Annotated in this window: 15 protein-coding genes; 8 read left to right on the forward strand and 7 right to left on the reverse strand. The window is 58.1% G+C overall.

Annotation, left to right across the window (positions count from 1 at the left end; genetic code table 11):
* Positions 1–146 precede the first annotated feature (146 nt).
* Positions 147–1,823 carry a long-chain-fatty-acid--CoA ligase FadD gene (gene fadD, locus PVE98_RS08825; protein ID WP_127908382.1) on the forward strand — a complete coding sequence of 559 codons (1,677 nt, stop codon included), beginning with the start codon at positions 147–149 and terminating at the stop codon, positions 1,821–1,823.
* Between the two features lie 99 nt (positions 1,824–1,922).
* Complete coding sequence (gene rnd / locus PVE98_RS08830; RefSeq protein ID WP_096073276.1) at positions 1,923–3,044, forward strand: ribonuclease D; 1,122 nt, start codon at positions 1,923–1,925, stop codon at positions 3,042–3,044.
* A 52-nt stretch (positions 3,045–3,096) separates the two neighbouring features.
* Here the strand turns inward: rnd and minE are convergent, their stop codons facing one another.
* The 3 genes from minE to minC are packed head-to-tail and all read right to left on the reverse strand — an operon-like array spanning position 3,097 to position 4,926.
* On the reverse strand, positions 3,097–3,366 hold the full coding sequence (gene minE / locus PVE98_RS08835) for a cell division topological specificity factor MinE (protein ID WP_033746630.1): 270 nt from the start codon (positions 3,364–3,366) through the stop codon (positions 3,097–3,099).
* A 3-nt stretch (positions 3,367–3,369) separates the two neighbouring features.
* Positions 3,370–4,182 carry a septum site-determining protein MinD gene (minD, locus tag PVE98_RS08840; RefSeq protein WP_033746633.1) on the reverse strand — a complete coding sequence of 271 codons (813 nt, stop codon included), beginning with the start codon at positions 4,180–4,182 and terminating at the stop codon, positions 3,370–3,372.
* Between the two features lie 33 nt (positions 4,183–4,215).
* Entirely contained in the window at positions 4,216–4,926 is a 711-nt protein-coding gene (gene minC, locus PVE98_RS08845; RefSeq protein ID WP_096073275.1) for a septum site-determining protein MinC, read from the reverse strand.
* Positions 4,927–5,080: 154 nt separating this feature from the next.
* On the opposite strand from minC, the gene PVE98_RS08850 reads away from it, so the two are divergent.
* From PVE98_RS08850 to PVE98_RS08860, 3 genes are all read left to right on the forward strand, one after another.
* Positions 5,081–5,356, forward strand: coding sequence for a YcgL domain-containing protein (locus tag PVE98_RS08850; RefSeq protein WP_033746638.1), 276 nt, complete (start codon positions 5,081–5,083; stop codon positions 5,354–5,356).
* A 307-nt stretch (positions 5,357–5,663) separates the two neighbouring features.
* Positions 5,664–6,323: a fumarylacetoacetate hydrolase family protein gene (locus PVE98_RS08855; RefSeq protein ID WP_033746640.1), complete on the forward strand. Its 660-nt coding sequence runs from the start codon at positions 5,664–5,666 to the stop codon at positions 6,321–6,323.
* Between the two features lie 66 nt (positions 6,324–6,389).
* Positions 6,390–6,836 (forward strand): YcgN family cysteine cluster protein, encoded by a 447-nt coding sequence (locus PVE98_RS08860; protein ID WP_033747936.1) that lies wholly within the window; start codon positions 6,390–6,392, stop codon positions 6,834–6,836.
* A 32-nt stretch (positions 6,837–6,868) separates the two neighbouring features.
* Here PVE98_RS08860 and dsbB read toward each other — a convergent pair whose 3' ends face one another.
* Positions 6,869–7,399, reverse strand: coding sequence for a disulfide bond formation protein DsbB (gene dsbB, locus PVE98_RS08865; protein ID WP_033747938.1), 531 nt, complete (start codon positions 7,397–7,399; stop codon positions 6,869–6,871).
* Positions 7,400–7,516: 117 nt separating this feature from the next.
* Complete coding sequence (gene nhaB / locus PVE98_RS08870) at positions 7,517–9,046, reverse strand: sodium/proton antiporter NhaB (RefSeq protein ID WP_096073274.1); 1,530 nt, start codon at positions 9,044–9,046, stop codon at positions 7,517–7,519.
* A gap of 201 nt (positions 9,047–9,247) precedes the next feature.
* Here nhaB and fadR point away from each other — a divergent pair, with 201 nt between their 5' ends.
* Positions 9,248–9,967 carry a fatty acid metabolism transcriptional regulator FadR gene (gene fadR / locus PVE98_RS08875; RefSeq protein WP_033746644.1) on the forward strand — a complete coding sequence of 240 codons (720 nt, stop codon included), beginning with the start codon at positions 9,248–9,250 and terminating at the stop codon, positions 9,965–9,967.
* Positions 9,968–10,061: 94 nt separating this feature from the next.
* On the opposite strand, the gene PVE98_RS08880 is transcribed toward fadR, so the two are convergent.
* Entirely contained in the window at positions 10,062–11,597 is a 1,536-nt protein-coding gene (locus tag PVE98_RS08880) for a SpoVR family protein (protein ID WP_033746648.1), read from the reverse strand.
* A 506-nt stretch (positions 11,598–12,103) separates the two neighbouring features.
* Here PVE98_RS08880 and PVE98_RS08885 point away from each other — a divergent pair.
* Positions 12,104–13,405 carry a D-amino acid dehydrogenase gene (locus PVE98_RS08885; RefSeq protein WP_096073273.1) on the forward strand — a complete coding sequence of 434 codons (1,302 nt, stop codon included), beginning with the start codon at positions 12,104–12,106 and terminating at the stop codon, positions 13,403–13,405.
* An 18-nt stretch (positions 13,406–13,423) separates the two neighbouring features.
* A complete protein-coding gene (dadX, locus tag PVE98_RS08890) occupies positions 13,424–14,494 on the forward strand; it encodes a catabolic alanine racemase DadX (protein WP_096073272.1) in 1,071 nt (356 codons plus the stop codon).
* Here the strand turns inward: dadX and PVE98_RS08895 are convergent.
* Positions 14,487–15,680 carry a multidrug effflux MFS transporter gene (locus PVE98_RS08895; RefSeq protein WP_096073271.1) on the reverse strand — a complete coding sequence of 398 codons (1,194 nt, stop codon included), beginning with the start codon at positions 15,678–15,680 and terminating at the stop codon, positions 14,487–14,489. The two genes, dadX and PVE98_RS08895, sit on opposite strands and share 8 nt — an antisense overlap.
* Positions 15,681–15,702 lie beyond the last annotated feature (22 nt).

Here is a 15,702-nt window from a genome sequence, read left to right on the forward strand (position 1 = left end):
GCTGAAAAGCGGGATGAAAATTAGTGATGCGCTTCGCAACCTCAGCAGGCCGAATCCGGCAAACTGGTACAATGAGTTAAAATATTGTTAATTGGCTGGGTGTTGAGGGTGCAATGGAACAACAACATATAAATCGAGGTGAACCCTTGAATAAGGTCTGGCTGAAACGCTATCCGGCAGATGTGCCCGCCGAAATTAACGCGGATCGTTATACCTCTTTGATCGATTTAGTTGAACAGGCTACACAGCGCTACGCCGATCAAACCGCCTTTATCAATATGGGACAGCCGCTGAGCTATCGGCAGCTGGAACAAAAGAGCCGCGCGTTCGCCGCTTACCTGCAGTCCGGGCTGGGCCTGAAAAAAGGCGATCGCGTCGCGCTGATGATGCCGAATCTGCTGCAGTATCCGGTGGCGCTGTTTGGCGTGCTGCGCGCCGGCATGGTGGTTGTCAACGTTAATCCGCTCTATACGCCGCGCGAGCTCAAGCACCAGCTCAACGACAGCGGCGCCAGCGCCATCGTTATCGTCTCGAACTTCGCGCATACGTTGGAGAAGGTGGTGGCGGAGACGGCGGTGAAGCACGTTATCCTGACGCGCCTCGGCGACCAGCTCAGGCCGGTAAAGGCTACGCTGGTGAACTTCGTCGTGAAATATATTAAAAAGATGGTGCCGAAATACCATCTGCCGGGCGCGGTGAGCTTTCGTCATGCGCTGCAGCAGGGCGAAGCGCTCGCCTATCAGCGTCCCAGCGTCGCCAACGACGATCTGGCCTTTTTGCAGTACACCGGCGGCACCACCGGCATCGCCAAAGGAGCAATGCTGACCCACCGCAACATGCAGGCCAACCTTGAACAGACCAAGGCGACCTACGGCAAACTGCTGCGCGACGGCAAAGAGAATGTGGTGACCGCGCTGCCGCTCTACCATATTTTCGCGCTGACGGTGAACTGCCTGCTGTTTCTCGAATTGGGCGGGCAAAATCTGCTGATCACCAATCCGCGCGATATACCCGGCTTTGTAAAATCGCTGTCGAAGTTTCCCTTCACGGCCATTACCGGCGTCAATACGCTGTTTAACGCGCTGCTCAACGACGCGCAGTTTAATAAACTCGACTTTTCCACGCTGCGCCTTTCGGCGGGCGGCGGCATGGCGGTGCAGAAAGCGGTGGCGGAGCGCTGGGAAAAGCTCACCGGCCACTATCTGCTGGAAGGATATGGCCTGACGGAGTGTTCGCCGCTGGTGTCGGTTAACCCATACGATATTACTGAACATACCGGCAGTATCGGTCTGCCGGTGCCTTCGACCGACGTGCGCGTGGTGGACGATCAGGGCAACGATGTCGAACCTGGCGCGCCGGGCGAGCTCTGGATCCGCGGCCCGCAGGTAATGGCAGGCTACTGGCAGCGGCCGGACGCCACGGAAGAGGTGCTGAAAAATGGCTGGCTCCTCAGCGGCGATATTGTTACCGTTGACCCGCAAGGCTTTATTCGTATCGTGGACCGCAAAAAAGATATGATCCTCGTCTCGGGTTTTAACGTCTATCCCAATGAGATTGAAGATGTCTTGATGCAGCATCCCAAAGTGCGGGAAGCGGCAGCGATCGGCGTGCCGAGCGATCTCTCGGGTGAAGCGGTTAAAGTCTGCATCGTGAAGAAAGAGGCATCGCTGACCAAAGAAGAGCTGCTCGATCACTGTCGGCGTCAGCTGACAGGTTATAAGGTCCCGAAAATTATCGAGTTCCGCGACGAGTTGCCGAAAAGCAACGTAGGGAAAATCCTGCGGCGCGAACTGCGTGATGAGGCCCGACCCAGCGCAAGCTGACGTCAGGCAAGTTTTCTGGTTGAACGCCGGCGTAGCCCGGCGTTTTTATTGATGATGAGATGGAGCGCCGCGCGCAGTCTGTCGCGGTGAAAACGAGATTTGAATTATTCCCTGATCGACCAAAATGAGCAGCTGGCCGTTGTCTGCCAGAAGGCCCGCCAGCATGCGGCCGTCGCGCTCGACACCGAATTCGTCCGCACCCGTACCTATTATCCACAGCTGGGACTGATTCAGCTGTTCGACGGCGAACAGCTGGTGCTGATCGATCCGCTGACCATCAGCGACTGGAGGCCGTTTATTGCGCTGCTGAGCGACACGCAGGTGAAAAAGTTTCTGCACGCGGGCGGCGAAGATCTTGAAGTCTTTCTGCACCGTTTCGGCGTGCTGCCGCAGCCGATGATCGATACGCAGATTCTGGCGGCCTTCAGCGGCCAGCCGCTCTCGTGGGGCTTTGCCGCCATGGTGGCGCATTTCACCCAGGTCACGCTGGATAAGAGCGAATCACGCACCGACTGGCTGGCGCGCCCGCTGACGCAGCGTCAGTGCGACTACGCTGCGGCGGACGTGCACTATCTGCTGCCGATTGCGCAACAGCTGATGACCCTGACCGAGGCGGCGGGCAATATGGCCGCGGCGCTCAGCGAATGCGACCAGCTCTGCCAGCGACGTCTCGACGTCCTGCAGCCGCAGGAAGCCTGGCGCGACATCACCAACGCGTGGCAGCTGCGTCCGCGCCAGCTGGCGGCGCTGCAGCTGCTGGCGGCTTGGCGTCTGAACGTGGCGCGCGAAAAAGATATGGCGGTTAACTTCGTGGTGCGCGAAGAGAACCTGTGGAAAGTGGCGCGCTTTATGCCGGGCTCACTGGGCGAGCTGGATCACCTTGGCCTGTCAGGCCATGAAATCCGCTTCCACGGCAAAACCCTGGTGGCGCTGGTGGCCGACGCGCAGGCGCTGCCGGAAGAGGCGCTGCCGCCGCCGCTGGGCAATCTGGTGGATCATCCGCACTACAAGAACGTATTCAAGGCGATCAAGGCGCTGGTGCAGGATGTGAGCGAGGAGACCGGCTTCAGCCAGGAGCTGCTGGCGTCGCGCCGTCAGATCAATCAGGTATTGAGCCAGTACTGGGGACTCAAGCCGCAAACGCGCGTGCCGGAGCTGCTGGCAGGCTGGCGCGGCGATCTGTTTAAAACCCGTATCGAGGCGATTCTGGCGCAGTACTGACAGAAAACATTCCCCTGCTAAGCAGCAGGGGAATATCAGGAAACCGACACTGTCATTTGGCCGCTTCTTCCGTTTCAGGCAGCGTCACGTTCAGTTCCAGAATGGAGATATCATCGCCTTTCTGGTCAAGCTGGACGGTGACCATATCTGGATCGATCTTCACATATTTGCAAATCACTTCCAGAATGTCGCGCTTAAGCTGCGGAAGATAGTGGGGCTCACTGTCGCCCCTTCTGCGTTCTGCCACGATAATCTGCAGCCTTTCCTTGGCTATGTTGGCAGTGTTCTTCTTCCGGGATAAAAAGAAATCGAGTAATGCCATGGTTTATCCCCCGAACAGGCGTTTCAGGAAACCCTTCTTCTCTTCTTCAATAAAGCGGAAGGGACGTTCTTCGCCGAGTAACCGATCTACGGTATCAGCATAGGCTTTGCCGGCATCGGAATTCGTGTCGAGGATCACTGGTTCGCCCTGGTTAGAGGCGCGCAGCACCGACTGGTCTTCCGGGATGACGCCCACCAGAGGGATGCGCAGGATCTCAAGCACGTCTTCCATGCTCAGCATGTCGCCACGATTAACGCGGCCAGGGTTATAACGGGTCAGCAGCAGGTGCTCTTTAACCGGCTCCTGACTGTTTTCGGCGCGGCGAGATTTAGAGGCGATAATACCGAGAATGCGGTCGGAGTCGCGCACCGACGAAACTTCCGGGTTGGTGGTGATAATCGCTTCATCGGCAAAGTAGAGCGCCATCAGCGCGCCGGTCTCAATGCCTGCCGGGGAGTCGCAGACAATAAAGTCGAAATCCATCGCCGCCAGATCGTTGAGCACTTTTTCCACGCCTTCGCGGGTCAGCGCGTCTTTATCGCGCGTCTGGGAAGCGGGCAGGATATGCAGCATCTCGGTGCGCTTGTCTTTGATCAGCGCCTGGTTCAGCGTGGCATCGCCCTGGATAACGTTAACGAAGTCGTAAACCACGCGGCGTTCGCAGCCCATGATCAGATCCAGGTTACGCAGGCCAATATCGAAATCGATGACGACCGTTTTTTTGCCTTTTTGCGCTAAACCGGTGGCGATGGCCGCGCTTGACGTGGTCTTGCCAACGCCCCCTTTACCGGATGTAACTACAATAATGCGTGCCATAAATATTGATTTCCTTAACAGAAGAAAAGGGGCCTAATTAAGTGTCTGGATAGTCAGCGCGCCCTCTTCGAGGCTGAGGCGCGCGGCTTTACCAAAAAATTCCGCCGGGATTTGATCCATGATCCAGTACTCGCCGGCGATGGAGACCAACTCTGCTGCCAGGTTGGTGCAGAAAATCTGACTGTTGCGATCGCCGCCGGCGCCCGCCAGCGCGCGTCCTCGCATCATGCCGTAAATATGAATGTTGCCGTCGGCGACCAGTTCGGCGCCGGCGCTTACGCTGTTGGTGACGATCAGATCGGCGTTACGCGCGTAAATCTGCTGCCCGGAACGCACCGGCGTGGTGATAATGCGCGTTTTGCTCGCCACCGGCTCTGCGGGAGCGGCAGGTTGTGGCGCTGGCGCTGGCGCTGGCGTTTCGTTGCGGCGCACGCTCTCTTTGCCTTCCGCCAGAACCGGCAGACCGGCGCGGGCGATCATGCGTTTCAGCGCCTCGTCTTTGCAGCCGCTGACGCCAACGATGCGCAATCCGGTCGCGGCGATCGCCTGCTGCAGCTGTTTCCAGTTGACGTTGCCGTTAAGCGCCGCCACGTTGAGTACCACCGGCGCGTTTTTTAAGAAATCCGGCGCCTGATCGATTTTGTCCTGAAGCGCCTTGCGAATCACTTCAGGTTCGGGATGGTGCAGATGAACAACAGACAGGGTAAAACTGCTACCTTTGAATTCGATTGGCGTTTGTGACATCTGTCCCACTCAGTCCTGTTTTCTCATCCGGCGAACAAACGTCGATAAAATCATCATTTCAGTCCATCCGGTGAATATTCGAAGTTCTGCAAGCATGTTATAGTTACTGTTATTTCCAGGCAAGCCACCATCCAGGTTTATTCGAGTAAAAAATATGTTTTGTGTGATCTACCGAAGCCCGACCCGTGACCAGACTTATCTTTATGTTGAAAAAAAGGACGATTTCTCCCGCGTGCCTGACGAGCTGCTGCGCGGCTTCGGCAAGCCGCAGCTGGCCATGGTGCTGAAGCTGGACGGACGCGACCGTCTGGCCAACGCCGACATCAATAAAGTTAAACAGGCACTTATCGATCAGGGCTATTATTTGCAAATCCCGCCGCCGGTTGAAAGTTTGCTGAAAGTTCACCTTGAGTCGGCAAAAAAAGATTAATTCAGATTCATCTGTAAATATAATCAGTGCTTCCTGCTTCTTCAGCATAATTATATATAACGATTTCCAGCAAAATAATGGCGCGATTACCGCGCCTTTTACTGTTCATTATTCTTTATTGCCCGCTTGCTGGCGATAAATTCACCGCCTCGGCAGCATATATTCACGCTTTTTTGACAATTTACGCACACTAATCTTTGCTAAAGCATCTTATTATGGCCGTTACGGCGGGCTTAAGATCCGCTGAACCGCAAACATCAACGTGCCGGCGTCGCTGGCAACACATAAACCAGAGCAGGGGATTAGCATGTATCAGCATCGTAACTGGCAGGGCGCCTTGTTGGATTTTCCGGTTAACAAAGTGGTCTGCGTCGGCAGCAACTATGCGAAACACATTAAGGAAATGGGCAGCGCCACGCCAGCTGAGCCGGTGGTGTTTATCAAACCGGAAACCGCCATCTGCGATCTGCGTCAGCCGCTCTCTCTTCCCTCCGCCTTTGGTGAAGTGCATCACGAGGTCGAACTGGCCGTATTAATCGGCGCCACGCTTAAGCAGGCGGGCGAGGAGCACGTGGCGAAAGCGATTGCCGGTTACGGCGTGGCGCTGGATTTGACGCTGCGCGATCTGCAGGCGGGATTCAAAAAAGCGGGCCAGCCGTGGGAAAAATCGAAGGGCTTCGATAATTCCTGTCCGCTCTCCGGCTTTATTCCCTCAGCGGAGTTTCCAGGGGATCCGCAGGATACCGAGCTTAAGCTGGTGGTGAACGGCGAAGTGCGTCAGCTTGGCAGAACGTCCGATATGATCCATAAAATTCTGCCGCTTATCGCCCATATGAGCCAGTATTTTACCCTGCGCGCGGGTGATGTGGTGCTGACCGGCACGCCGGAAGGGGTTGGCCCGCTGCGCTCGGGCGATACGCTGGAAGTGTCGCTGGCCGGGCACGGCATCAGCACGCGCGTGCTGTAAAGCTTGCAACGCCGCGCCTGACCCGATATAAGGTGCGGTTTTATGATTAACCCGGACGCAGCCATCATGAGTGAACTTCCTTTCTGGCAGACGAAACGCCTCGATCAAATGAACGACGACGAGTGGGAGTCCTTGTGCGATGGTTGCGGCCAGTGCTGCCTGAATAAGCTTCAGGACGCCGATACCGACGAGATTTACTTTACCAACGTCGCCTGCAATCAGCTCAATATCAAAACCTGCCAGTGCCGCAACTATGAGCGCCGCTTCGAATATGAAGAGGACTGCATCAAGCTGACGCGTGAGAACCTGACGCAGTTTAACTGGCTGCCGCGCACCTGTGCCTATCGTCTACTGGGCGAAGGAAAAGGATTGCCGGCGTGGCATCCGCTGGTGAGTGGATCAAAGTCGGCGATGCACGCGCAGCGTATTTCGGTGCGCTATATCGCAGTGCGGGAAAGCGAAGTGCGCGACTGGGAAGACCATATTATCGATCGTCCAGACCGCAACGGATAAGCGATAAAAAGGCTGCCAGAGCAGCCTTTTTTTTAGCGGGAGAAAATATCGCGGCGTTTCGGTTTCAACGGCTGCGCTATTAATACCAGAATCGCCACAATCAGATAGGCGGCGAACACCACGATCATCCACTGCGGCATGCTCAGCGTCAGGAAGGTCCAGCTGCGCTCGGCGCAGTCCCCGCTGGCGACGAACACCGACGGCAGCCACTTGTCCAGCGGCAGCCAGCTCGGAAAACGCGCGGCGAAATCGCAGGTGGTAAAGGGATTGGGATGAAGCTGGATCATCGTATGTTCATACGAGAGACGCGCTCCCTCCCAGGCGCTGTAGATCCAGATAGCCAGCCCGGCCCAGCGCAGCGGCGATTTTGGCGCGATGGCGCCGACGATGCCCGCGCCCATGACGCCAAACAGCGCGCAGCGTTCATAAATGCACATGACGCACGGCTTCAGGCCCATCACATGCTGGAACCATAACGCCACCAGCTCCAGCGCCAGCGCTGTTAACGCCAGCAGCAGCCAGGCGGTGCGACCGCGAGAACATTGATTCAGATATCGCAACATCTTGCTTTCCCTGTAAACGGTAGTGCCACGCAGTGTAAACCAAAAGCGCGGCGGTGCCAGCCAGGCGCTGGCGAAAATCCTGGTCAATTTGGGCTTTACCTGATCCAGTTCAGGCATTTACATCAGCGGCGTCGCTATCCAGCCCCACAGCTGCAAAAGGTCCGTGACCGGCTCCAGCAGCCAGTGAAGAGAGACAAAGCCGACCAGCGACATCACGATGGTGAAGGGCAGCGCCATCCACACCATCCGCCCATACGAGAGGCGGATCAGCGGCGCCAGCGCGGACGTCAGCAGGAACAGAAACGCCGCCTGACCATTAGGCGTCGCCACCGACGGCAGATTGGTGCCGGTATTGGTCGCCACCGCCAGCAGTTCATATTGCTGCAGATCGATCGCGCCGTGCGCAAACGCCTGTTTCGCCTCGTTGATAAACACCGATCCAACAAAAACATTGTCAGATATCGATGAGAGCAGGCCGTTAAAGATGTAATACCAGCTTAGCTGGGCGTGCGGCTCAGCCTGCAGCACAAAGGCGATCAGTGGGCTGAACAGCTGCTGCTCGACAATCACCGCCACCACGGCGAAAAACACCGTCAGCAGCGCGGTGAAGGGCAGCGCTTCGGTAAAGGCCTGACCGATGGTGTGCTCGTCCGTCACACCGCACAGCGCCGTGGCGAGCACGATCACCGACAGGCCAATCAGGCCGACCTCCGCCAGATGCAGCGCCAGCGCAATGATAAGCCAGAGGCCAATAGCCGCCTGAATCCACAGTTTCAGCCGATCCTGGCGCGTGCGCTGCGCCTTCTCCTCGCGATCGCTCTGCAGCAGAATGACGCGTACCGCGTCCGGCAGCGTGGCGCCGTAGCCGAACAGGCGAAAGCGCTCGACCAGCAGGCTGGTGAGAATGCCGCACAGCAGCACCGGCACCGTAACCGGCGCCATACGCAGAAAGAAGCTGGCGAAATCCCAGCCGGCCGCATGAGCGATAATCAGGTTCTGCGGTTCGCCTACCATGGTCATCACGCCGCCCAGCGCGGTACCGACGCCAGCCTGCATCATCAGGCTGCGCAGAAAGGCGCGAAACTGCTCGAGCGTAGCGCGCGGATCGGGATCCGCTGCGGCGTAGTCGGGGTCGGAAGAGACGCGATGGTAGATCTGATAGAAGCCGACGGCGACGCTGATGACGACGGCGACCACCGTCAGGGCGTCAAGAAAGGCGGAAAGAAACGCGGCCGCCAGGCAGAAGGTGAGGCTGAGCAGCACCTTCGACCGCAGCGACAGCAGCAGCCGCGTGAAGACGAACAGCAGCAGCTGTTTCATGAAAAAGATGCCGGCGACCATAAAGATCAGCAGCAGCAGCACTTCAAGGTTATCCGCCAGCTGCTGCTTAACCTGTTCGGCGCTGGCCATGCCGATGGCGATCGCTTCCAGCGTCAGCAGACCGCCGGGCAGCAGCGGGTGGCATTTCAGCGCCATGCCGAGCGTAAAGATAAACTCGGCAATCAGCAGCCAGCCGGCAAGAAACGGGCTGACGAAAAAGAACAGCAGCGGATTGACGACCAGAAACGCCAGCAGCAGCTTTTTGTACCAGTCAGGCGACTGGCCGAGAAAGTTGCGATGCAGCGCCTGGCCCCAGGTGATTTCCATGGCATAAAGTCCCGTATAAAAAACGATGGGCAAAGGGTAATCAGCGAATCAGCGGGGCGCAATCTTCCCTTGCCGGATTGCGTGCGGCCGCTGATTTTTGCGCCAGCCCGCGCTTTTAATCCCTGCTCAGTCTATACACGCTTAGGACGTCTGGTATGATGAGTGCCATTTCGACAAAGAAAGCAAAGAGAACATATCGCTATGGTCATTAAGGCGCAGAGCCCTGCGGGATTTGCTGAAGAGTATATTATTGAAAGCATCTGGAACAGCCGCTTTCCTCCTGGGTCAATCCTTCCCGCTGAACGTGAGCTTTCTGAACTTATCGGCGTAACCCGTACCACGCTGCGTGAAGTGCTGCAGCGTCTGGCGCGCGACGGATGGCTGACGATCCAGCACGGCAAACCGACACGCGTAAACGACTTCTGGGAAACCTCCGGTCTGAATATTCTGGAGACGCTGGCGCGTCTGGATCACGATAGCGTCCCTGTGCTGATCGACAACCTGCTGTCGGTGCGCACCAATATCGCCTCGATCTTTATCAGCCGCGCGCTGCGTCACCATCCCGACAAGGCGCGCGCGGTGCTGGAGAGCGTCGCCGGCATTGAGGATCAGGCCGATGCCTATACCGAACTCGACTACCGCGTGTTCCGCGGTCTGGCGTTCGCTTCCGGCAATCCTATTTACGGTTTGATTCTCAACGGCCTGAAAGGGCTTTATACCCGCGTGGGCCGCTACTATTTTTCTAATCCAGAGGCCCGCGAGCTGGCGCGCAATTTCTACTCGCGGCTCGAAGCGCTGTGCGTTAAAGAGCCGTCGCAGGATCAGATTGTCGATGCGGTGCGCGAGTATGGCCGTCGCAGCGGCGAGATCTGGCACAGCATGCAGAAAAGCATGCCGGAAGATCTCGGCAGCAAGCGCTAACAGCATCCGTTTTTTTCAGGCTACCCGCGACAGCGCCTGACTTACCGCTATAAAAAAACCGGACAGCGTCCGGTTTTTTCTTTTTACCTGTCTCTCACAGCGCATTGCCGCGCGTCGGACAGCGGTCCAGCAGCTCGACGCTGCCATCTTCGTTCTGCTGTTCGAGGATCACATCAAACCCCCACAGGCGATGCACATGCTTCATGACCTCGCGGCGACTCTTGTCAAGCGGCGTACGGCTTTGCGGCACGTAGCGCAGCGTCAGCGAGCGATCGCCGCGCAGGTCGACGTTATACACCTGAATATTTGGTTCCAGATTGCTCAGGTTGTACTGTGCGGAAAGCTGCTGACGAATGGCGCGGTAGCCCGCTTCATCATGGATGGCGGCGATCTCGAGATAGTTGTTGCGGTCGTCGTCCAGCACGGTAAACAGGCGGAAGTCACGCATCACCTTGGGCGACAGGAACTGGCTGATAAAGCTCTCGTCCTTGAATTCGCGCATGGCGAAGTGCAGGGTCTCCAGCCAGTCAGAGCCGGCAATATCTGGGAACCAGTAACGATCTTCCTCCGTCGGCGACTGACAGATGCGCTTGATATCCTGAAACATCGCGAAGCCGAGCGCGTAAGGATTAATGCCGTTATACCAGGGGCTGTTATAAGGCGGCTGGAACACCACGTTGGTATGGCTGTGCAGGAACTCGATCATAAAGCGATCCGAGACTTTGCCCTCATCATAGAGATGATTGAGGATGGTGTAGTGCCAGAAGGTCGCCCAGCCTTCATTCATCACCTGCGTCTGCTTCTGCGGATAGAAATACTGGCTCACCTTGCGCACGATGCGCAGGATCTCGCGCTGCCACGGTTCCAGCAGCGGCGCGTTCTTCTCCATAAAGTAGAGCAGGTTCTCCTGCGGCTCAGAGGGATAGCGCGCCGCCTCAACCTGCACCGCCTCTTTCTCGCGGCGCGGCAGGGTGCGCCACAGCGTATTCACCTGGCTTTGCAGATACTCTTCGCGGCTCTTCTGCCGCGCTTTCTCTTCCTGTAAGGAGATCTTCTGCGGACGCTTATAGCGATCGACGCCGTAGTTCATCAGCGCGTGGCAGGAGTCGAGCAGTCGTTCTACCTCTTCGACGCCGTAACGCTCTTCGCAGTCGGAAATATATTTCTTCGCAAACAGCAGATAGTCGACGATAGAGCTGGCATCGGTCCAGCTGCGGAACAGGTAGTTATTTTTGAAAAAAGAGTTGTGGCCATAGCAGGCGTGCGCCATCACCAGCGCCTGCATGGTCATGGTGTTCTCTTCCATCAGATAGGCGATACAGGGATTGGAGTTGATCACAATCTCATACGCCAGTCCCTGCTGTCCGTGCTTATAACGCTGCTCGGTTTCGATGAATTTTTTGCCGAACGACCAGTGAGCGTAGTTGATCGGCATACCGACGCTGGAGTAGGCGTCCATCATCTGCTCGGAGGTGATGACTTCAATCTGATGGGGATAGGTGTCGAGTCGGTAGAGTTTGGCTACGCGGTCAATTTCCGCAAGGTAGACATCGAGCAAATCAAATGTCCAGTCCGGTCCATCGCTGAGTCGTTTGCTGTCCTTAATCGGATCGTCAAAGATTGTCGTCATAGCGCACCTCTGTTTTGCAAACAGGCCTGCCCGCTGCGAGCAGCCGGTTTCGGTAATTTCAAGGCTCATCCCTAAGAAAGAGAACCCCAAAAACAGGCGAACACTTCAATGATAGCCCACTGTCACCTATCTGAACGCGGAACTCAACTGAATTATTCGGCACAAAATCATCCCAAAATGAGCGCAAAAGCATTTGATGAACGCTTGTCAGTCTAAATGGCGAAAAGTCGGGATAAAATGCTGTTTATAAGTGGATTGTATGGCGTCGGCTTATTCTCCTGAAATAAGTGGATATTGCCGCATACGCTATTATTAACTGCTAAGAAGCGGTAAAAAGGCGCATAAGTTACTGATTTTATCTCTGGCTAACGATTTTAGTGTTCGAAAAAGTGAAAAACATGTGAAATAAGTTAATGAGGTAAGGGCTGTTACCGGCAGGTGTGAATGCGCTGGTATTGCCCTGTAGTCTAGTGAATTATGCTTTTGAATTTGCCGGTGGGGGCGATATGCACGTAGTGATTCTCGGTAGTGGTGTGGTTGGCGTGGCGAGCGCCTGGTATCTGGCGCGCGCGGGCCATCAGGTGACGGTGCTGGATCGCCAGCCCGATGCTGCGCTGGAGACCAGCGCAGGCAACGCGGGTCAGATATCGCCCGGTTACGCGGCGCCCTGGGCCGCGCCGGGCGTGCCGCTGAAGGCGGTTAAATGGATGTTCCAGCGTCATGCGCCGCTGGCTATCCGCCTGGACGGCAGCAGCTTTCAGCTGGAATGGATGTGGAACATGCTGCGCAACTGCGACATGCAGCACTATCAGCAGAATAAAAGCCGCATGGTGCGCATCGCCGAATACAGCCGCGACTGCCTGAAGGCGCTGCGCGAAGAGACCGGCATCGCCTATGAAGGACGGCAGGGCGGCACGCTGCAGCTGTTCCGCACTCAGCAGCAGTTCGACAGCGCCAGTAAAGATATCGAGGTGCTGCGCGAGGCGGGCGTGCCTTACGAACTGCTGCACGCTCACGAGCTGGCGCGCGTTGAGCCGGCGCTGGCGACCACGCAGCACAAGCTGACCGGCGGACTGCGCCTGCCCAACGATGAAACCGGCGACTGCCAGCTCTTTACGCAAAAGCTGGCGAAAATGGCGCAGGAGGCGGGCGTCGTGTTTCGCTTCAATACGCCGGTCGATCAGCTGCTGCGCGAAGGCAACCGCATTTACGGCGTGAAGTGCGGCGATGAAGTGATCAAAGGCGACAGCTACGTGGTGGCTTTCGGCTCCTACTCTACCGCGCTGCTGAAGCATATCCTCGATATTCCGGTCTACCCGCTGAAGGGCTACTCCCTGACTATTCCGGTGAAAAATCCAGAGGCCGCGCCGGTCTCTACGATTCTCGACGAAACCTACAAGGTGGCGGTTACCCGCTTCGACAACCGTATCCGCGTCGGCGGCATGGCGGAAATTGTTGGTTTTAACAACAAACTCTTGCCTGCGCGGCGGGAAACGCTGGAGATGGTGGTGCGGGATCTTTATCCTGAGGGCGGTCATATCGAACAGGCCAGCTTCTGGAGCGGTCTGCGTCCTATGACGCCAGACGGAACGCCGATTGTCGGACCGACGCCGCTCAGCAATCTCTATCTGAATACCGGACACGGCACGCTCGGCTGGACGATGGCCTGCGGCTCCGGTCAGCTGCTGGCCGACCTTATCAGCGGCAAAACCCCGGCGATCGCCGCCGACGATCTGTCGGTTTTCCGCTACTTGCCGGGTTTTACCCCGTCATCGTCACCATTACGCAACGCGAACGCCACGCGTTAACAGTCAGGGAGAGGGAGTATGTCACGTCCAGTTTTCGCCACCATCGATCAGCAGGCGCTGCGGCATAATCTGGCGATAGTGCGCCAGGCGGCGCCCGATGCGCGCGTCTGGTCGGTGGTCAAAGCCAATGCTTACGGCCACGGGCTGGCCCGCGTCTGGGAGAGCCTGGCGCAGACCGACGGCTTCGCCCTGCTGAATATGGAAGAGGCGATCCTGCTGCGCGACAGCGGCTGGCGTAAACCGATCCTGCTGCTGGAGGGCTTTTTCCATGCCGACGATCTGCAGCTGATCGATCGCTATCGCCTGACCACCAGCGTGCACAGCAACTGGCAGATCAAAGCGCTGGCGGAAGCGCGACTCTCCGCGCCGGTGGATATCTATCTGAAGGTCAACAGCGGCATGAACCGTCTCGGCTTCCGGCCTGAGCAGGCGCACGGCGCCTGGCAAAAGCTGCGCGCGCTGGAAAACGTCGGCGACATTACGCTGATGGCGCACTTTGCCGATGCGGAAAACCCGGAAGGGCTGATCGCGCCGTTGCAGCGCATTGAACGCGCCGCCGAAGGGCTCGCGATTCCCCGTTCGCTCTCCAATTCCGCCTGCACGCTCTGGCATCCTGAAGCGCACTACGACTGGGTGCGCCCCGGCATCATTCTTTACGGCGCGTCGCCCAGCGGCGACTGGCAGGATATCGCCAGCACCGGCCTGAAGCCGGTGATGACGCTTAACAGCGAAATCATCGGCATCCAGCAGCTAAGCCGCGGCGACGGCGTCGGCTACGGCTATCGCTACCATGCGCAGCAGGAGCAGCGTATCGGCGTGGTGGCGTGCGGCTATGCCGACGGCTATCCGCGTCACGCGCCCAACGGCACGCCGGTCTGCGTGGATGGCGTAATGACCCAGGTGATCGGCGCAATCTCGATGGATATGATCACCGTTGACCTGACGCCATGTCCGCAGGCGGGCATCGGTTCAACGGTCGAGCTGTGGGGCGAGCAGGTGAAAATCGATCAGGTGGCGAAAGCGGCCGGCACGGTCGGCTATGAGCTGATGTGCGCGCTGGCGCCGCGCGTGCCGGTCAGAGTTATTTAAGCGCGGTCAGCGAACCGCGCATCCTCTTACTGCAGCGCCAGGCGATGAGCGCCAGTGCTGCGCCCGCCAGCATCATCAGCGCCAGCGCGCTCTTTTCCGCCACGGGCAGCATGACAATCAGCAGGCTGCCCGCCGCGCCGCCCGCCATCTGAATAAACCCCTGCAGCGCCGCCGCTACGCCAGCCTGCTGCTGGTAGGGCTCCAGCGCATAGCTGGTGGCGGGGCCGACGGTAAAAGCCAGGCCCGCGACCGAAACGGCGACCGGCAGCATATAGAGCGCCCAGTGGCTCTGCGCGCCCTGCGGCAGCAGATGCATACCGGCGAACAGCAGCAGCGCGCCCGCCAGCATGGTGACGAAGCCCATCGCCAGACAGAACGGCCGTCCCGCCTTACGGATCGCTTTATTGACGAAGGCGCTCACCAGCATGATCCAGAAACCGTTGGCGCCAAAGGCGAACGAAAACTGCAGCGGCGTCAGGCCGCCTTCCGTCATCAGCACGTGCGGCGCCAGCGAAACATAGGTCAGCACCATGCCGAGCGCGCCCGCGTTGGCGAAAGCGAAGGCGAGAAAGCGCGGCTGACGCAGAATAGCGCCATACTGCGCCAGCGGCAGCCCCTTTACCCGCAGCGTATTGGCGGGGCGCGTTTCGGGCAGCCCGACGAGCACGATAACCGCGATAAGCAGGCCGTAGGCGCACAGGAACCAGAAGGGCGCGCGCCAGTCGAAGGCGCTGGCGAGCAGGCCGCCCAGTAACGGCGCCAGCGCAGGCACGATATTCAGCGCGCCGTTCAGAAAACCGTAGGCGCGCGCCGCGTCGTCGCCGCTCAGGCGGTCCCGCACGCCGCTAAAGGCGACAACGGCGCTACAGCAGACCGCGCAGCCCTGAATCAGGCGCGCCGACAGAAACATCGGCCAGCTGGTGGCGGTCGCCGCTACCGCGCTGCCCGCCACATAAAGCGCCAGGCCCAGCAGCGCGATCGGCTTGCGGCCGTAGTTATCCACCAGCGGGCCGGTCACCAGCTGCCCTAAGCCCATCACCAGCAGAAAGACTGGAATCGTCGTCTGGATCAGGCTGACCGGCGTATTCAGGCCGGCGGCGATATCAGGCAGGGTTGGCAGATAGAGATCGATGCCCAGCGGCGCCAGCAGCACCAGGCTTAACAGCATCAGGGTAAATTTTTGCATAAAAACCAGAAGGTGAACGTCT

It is taken from the genome of Pantoea sp. GABEPS69, assembly GCF_045780835.1.
Taxonomy (GTDB): domain Bacteria; phylum Pseudomonadota; class Gammaproteobacteria; order Enterobacterales; family Enterobacteriaceae; genus Pantoea; species Pantoea septica.

Coding starts and splice junctions, on each gene's coding strand:
- dadX (WP_096073272.1), top strand. CDS start 13,424: ATGTCACGTCCAGTTTTCGCCACCATCGATCAGCAGGCGCTGCGGCAT.
- minD (WP_033746633.1), bottom strand. CDS start 4,182: ATGGCACGCATTATTGTAGTTACATCCGGTAAAGGGGGCGTTGGCAAG.
- PVE98_RS08855 (WP_033746640.1), top strand. CDS start 5,664: ATGTATCAGCATCGTAACTGGCAGGGCGCCTTGTTGGATTTTCCGGTT.
- fadR (WP_033746644.1), top strand. CDS start 9,248: ATGGTCATTAAGGCGCAGAGCCCTGCGGGATTTGCTGAAGAGTATATT.
- minC (WP_096073275.1), bottom strand. CDS start 4,926: ATGTCACAAACGCCAATCGAATTCAAAGGTAGCAGTTTTACCCTGTCT.
- nhaB (WP_096073274.1), bottom strand. CDS start 9,046: ATGGAAATCACCTGGGGCCAGGCGCTGCATCGCAACTTTCTCGGCCAG.
- PVE98_RS08895 (WP_096073271.1), bottom strand. CDS start 15,680: ATGCAAAAATTTACCCTGATGCTGTTAAGCCTGGTGCTGCTGGCGCCG.
- minE (WP_033746630.1), bottom strand. CDS start 3,366: ATGGCATTACTCGATTTCTTTTTATCCCGGAAGAAGAACACTGCCAAC.
- PVE98_RS08860 (WP_033747936.1), top strand. CDS start 6,390: ATGAGTGAACTTCCTTTCTGGCAGACGAAACGCCTCGATCAAATGAAC.
- PVE98_RS08880 (WP_033746648.1), bottom strand. CDS start 11,597: ATGACGACAATCTTTGACGATCCGATTAAGGACAGCAAACGACTCAGC.
- PVE98_RS08885 (WP_096073273.1), top strand. CDS start 12,104: ATGCACGTAGTGATTCTCGGTAGTGGTGTGGTTGGCGTGGCGAGCGCC.
- dsbB (WP_033747938.1), bottom strand. CDS start 7,399: ATGTTGCGATATCTGAATCAATGTTCTCGCGGTCGCACCGCCTGGCTG.
- PVE98_RS08850 (WP_033746638.1), top strand. CDS start 5,081: ATGTTTTGTGTGATCTACCGAAGCCCGACCCGTGACCAGACTTATCTT.